We start from the raw sequence: 3,899 nt of genomic DNA, 5'->3' as shown, positions 1-3,899 counted from the left end.
CAGTTGGCATCCCAGTGCTACTTATTTTTTGAGCTTGTCTTCCTGACGACACCGGAGTTGTTACCACTTCAAACTTGTCTTGGCTTTTTGTGTCGGACCAAGTACTCCATCCGTCAGCTATTTTTTGAGCAGTAGAACTATCCATTCCTCCGTTAGTTAGCCGATTCCCATCTGGTTCGTATCTGAAGCTAAGAGAATCAACTATAAATGATCCCGATCCTCCAGTACCAGTAGCCTTTAATCCGGCATGGATTCTTGCTCTTGTCGCACTCGTAGGGATTTTCCCTGTCACCGGCAACGTCATATAACTTTGGTATATCCCTGACGGCATACTTGCTACGCTACTGCCCAGAAAATTATTAGACGCATCAAAAAATTGAATTAAGAGTTGGACCTGACTGTTTTTCTGGGCCTCCACGTAGAACTGCCCGCTCAACACATATGCCTTGTTCTCTTCTACTACAACATCTTGCAGGGCCCATATCCCCGATCCAGTTGGCATCCCAGTGCTACTTATTTTTTGAGCTTGTCTCCCTGACGACACCGGAGTTGTTACCACTTCAAACTTGTCTTGGCTTTTTATGTCGGACCAAGTACTCCATCCGTCAGCTATTATGGAATTATCTTTGATATTTTCAAAGCTCGGATTATTTACTAAATTTACATTCAGCAACTTAGATGTAAGATTTCCATTTTTGTCATAAAAGTAATTAACAACCTGCCTATTAGAAAAATGACTTGTATCTATTTGCCCATTTTGATTGTAATAATTAGTTATGGCTAAATCGGCATATACATAACTACTGCTAATTAAATAACAAACAAACACCAAAACTACTCTTATAGAGCGCCTCATTTATAAATGTCTCCTTATCTTCAATATGACTTTTGGCTAAAACTATCTAAAAGGTAATCACAGAGACAACTTCCAAAAACTTGTGCAGAAGTTGCATTAGACTAACTTCGTATTCTTAATGTCAGCCAGTTTCAACATCCCTTTTACGTGTTACTTTTGACCATTTGGATAAACAGCATCAATGAAACATTGACTCAATTTCCAACATTCAGAATTAGTTTGCCATTGTTTTCTGAGCATACGTTCCATCAGTCCCGCCAACTGTTATGATTTCGTAATTCCCTTAACCCCTGAACTCATATATTCATCCCAGTCATCTATTGCATTCTCAGAACCTAAATAATTGTCAGACCTTTAATTGAATAATAGATAATTAAGCATCTTCCATCACATTTCAACTCTCAAGCACCAAGCACCATTACAAGCTGTCCATTTTTAATAAAAAATATATATGTTTCTGATTTTTCTCCTTCACTTGGTATAACTAATAAAAAGAACACTAGGTAAAAGCAAACTTTTTCAATCAATTCCCTAAAATATTTTTATCCACCTAACCGACCGTAAATTTATGATCTTTGTTCTTTTTATATACAGGCTATCATTCCAGTTCCATTCTTATAATTTTGTATTGCCATTACCACGTGCGAAAAAAAGCGGTTGCTATCTGATGACTGAATAAGCACTCCTTTACGACTATTATTGGATCTTCCGTAGCGAACAACTGCCCCATCTGAATATCGTATATATTCGATTCGCCCTCCGCTGATTTTCGGCCTAAGTGTACCCGTCCATTGAACAGAGAAGGAATCTCCACCGATGAATGAATGCGGTGATCCTAACCCCCAGTTAAAATCTACATTAGAATCCGTTCGTGTAAGTGTTAATCCTTTCTGATATCCATATTGTTGTAATATTCACCTTTTAGACCATTGCTAGCTACGGCTCCTACAAGATTCGGTGAAACTACTGGCTTGAATAAACCCTTAGTTCCTAATATTTCACAACATGTGAAAATTAGTACTAAGATAAAGCATTTTAAAGAAACCTTTTCAGGAAACTCAACATCTCTTTTCTCCTTTCTATTGTTAATTGTCGTGACTAATATACTTCACATTTTTTCTAATAAGCTCTTAGTTGAATCCTAATTTTAGTAGAGGTGTTCTGTGAAATCATCATTAAAGTGGCACTATGTATGTACAATAATTAACACTGATCTCAATCATACGTTAACATTAGAAATTGTTGAAGAGTGGTATTTTGTCGAAAAATTAGAAAAAAAGTCGAAGAATAAAAGATTAAATATTAAAGTTTTATCTTTTTATGATACTGAAATGTATTGCATTGTGAAAATGATACGGGGATGATGTACGAAGTGAAATATATGCTTTCCACCTTTGCTTATGTTACTGGCTCCCAGCTGTTGCGCATAGTTTCCTCCACTTACCGATTGACTTACCATCTGGTGATTAGCGTTAATTCCTGAGGTCTCATCCTAGATTCAACCATCCGCCACTTTTCCGCTTGTTCCTATTCGTTCGTCCGTTAAATATCATGTTATCGGGTACAGCTTTCGTGCCTCAGCTTTCTCGACGCGGTAGCGCATAGCATCTGAGATCCATTTTACTATTACCGGAAATCACGGCGCTCCATCGGGTAGATAGAGCAGAGTATAAATCACAAACGAATCCAGTGGATTATGCAGTGTGAGGGGCTTTAGTGCCGCGTGAGGATGAAAAAGCGAAAGGTGACTGGAACCTGTACACCCCTCAGAAAATCTGCTCAAGTGACAATTTCATGCAGAAGCGCCTCTGCAAAAACTCGTCACAGACATTACGCATTTGCCATTTGGAGGTAAGATGTAGTACTTTTCCAGCATTCTAGACTTGTACAACGGGAGATTGTGGCTTACAGTATAGCAGATAAACAAGATACCTCTTTGGTGTTGCAAAGCAGAAGAAGATCTTACTACATGGCTACCAGAGCAGCGTCTATACGTCTTTGGCGTACCAGAAAGCTGTGAAAGGAAAAGGCATTACCATGAGCATGCCCCGTAAAGGGACGTCCGCTGATAATGCCCTCATTGAATCGTTTCATTCCAAACTAAAATCTGAAACGTTCTACCTTGAATATCTCACATCTAGAACGGCTGCAATCGTTCTCCAGACCGTTCGAGATTACATCAATTACTATAACTCAATTTGAATTCAAGCGAAACTAAATAACCAGCCACCGATTGATTACCTACGTCTAGCAGCTTAACTTGTATATTCTCCAAAGACTTGAGCATCCGTTAGCACATTGTTGAGAATAAAAGTTACATCATCATCTGGACTGTTGACATGTATCTTGATATAGCGAGCAGTAATTCCAGAAAAAAGTAAGGAATGGATTATGCGATTACCCACATTGTTACTCTCTAACTCCCAATGGCTCACTTTTGAATAACTTTTATTATCGGAACTCACATAAATCGAATAGTTCTTTTGGGATATGCGCGTAGAGGCGTCCGTATCCCGTAACTCAATTCGATTCACGGCAGCTGTTCTCCCCATATCAAATCCTGTACTTCGATTCTCATCATCCACCCACGCAATCCCTTGATATCCTAGGTGAGTTAGTCCAGTCTCTGTAGGCTTAATATCTTTAAGGGTATATCCATAAGTAAAAGGAATCTTATTCGGGTATTCTCCATAGACCTGTGCATCCGTTAGCACATTGTTGAGAATAAAAGTTACATCATCATCTGGACTGTTGACATGTATCTTGATATAGCGAGCAGTAATTCCAGAAAAAAGTAAGGAATGGATTATGCGATTACCCACATTGTTACTCTCTAACTCCCAATGGCTCACTTTTGAATAACTTTTATTATCGGAACTCACATAAATCGAATAGTTCTTTTGGGATATGCGCGTAGAGGCATCCGTATCCCGTAACTCAATTCGATTCACGGCAGCTGTTCTCCCCATATCAAATCCTGTACTTCGATTCTCATCATCCACCCACGCAATCCCTTGATATCCTAGGTGAGTTAGTCCAGTCT

Annotated in this window: 5 protein-coding genes; 1 reads left to right on the top strand and 4 read right to left on the bottom strand. The window is 38.9% G+C overall.

What is annotated here, in order from left to right; translation table 11 throughout:
* From L1028_RS30610 to L1028_RS31425, 3 genes are all read right to left on the bottom strand, one after another.
* On the bottom strand, positions 1-856 hold an 856-nt coding region (locus tag L1028_RS30610; RefSeq protein ID WP_234541918.1), incomplete at its 3' end, for a hypothetical protein.
* A 584-nt stretch (positions 857-1,440) separates the two neighbouring features.
* Positions 1,441-1,770 (bottom strand): PA14 domain-containing protein, encoded by a 330-nt coding sequence (locus L1028_RS31840; RefSeq protein WP_423803112.1) that lies wholly within the window; start codon positions 1,768-1,770, stop codon positions 1,441-1,443.
* A 1,051-nt stretch (positions 1,771-2,821) separates the two neighbouring features.
* Positions 2,822-2,950: a hypothetical protein gene (locus L1028_RS31425; protein ID WP_279306938.1), complete on the bottom strand. Its 129-nt coding sequence runs from the start codon at positions 2,948-2,950 to the stop codon at positions 2,822-2,824.
* On the opposite strand from L1028_RS31425, the gene L1028_RS31835 reads away from it, so the two are divergent.
* Positions 2,894-3,058 (top strand): IS3 family transposase, encoded by a 165-nt coding sequence (locus tag L1028_RS31835; RefSeq protein ID WP_423803110.1) that lies wholly within the window; start codon positions 2,894-2,896, stop codon positions 3,056-3,058. The genes L1028_RS31425 and L1028_RS31835 overlap by 57 nt on opposite strands.
* Before the next feature lie 53 nt (positions 3,059-3,111).
* Here the strand turns inward: L1028_RS31835 and L1028_RS30605 are convergent.
* Positions 3,112-3,899 (bottom strand): discoidin domain-containing protein (locus L1028_RS30605; protein ID WP_234541917.1); only part of this gene is annotated, 788 nt, incomplete at its 5' end.

The organism is Paenibacillus pseudetheri, assembly GCF_924513355.1.
Taxonomy (GTDB): Bacteria; Bacillota; Bacilli; order Paenibacillales; family Paenibacillaceae; genus Paenibacillus_AQ; species Paenibacillus_AQ pseudetheri.
This window is presented reverse-complemented; position numbering and strand designations above follow the sequence as displayed.

Coding starts and splice junctions, on each gene's coding strand:
- L1028_RS31425 (WP_279306938.1), bottom strand. CDS start 2,950: ATGAAACGATTCAATGAGGGCATTATCAGCGGACGTCCCTTTACGGGG.
- L1028_RS31835 (WP_423803110.1), top strand. CDS start 2,894: ATGAGCATGCCCCGTAAAGGGACGTCCGCTGATAATGCCCTCATTGAA.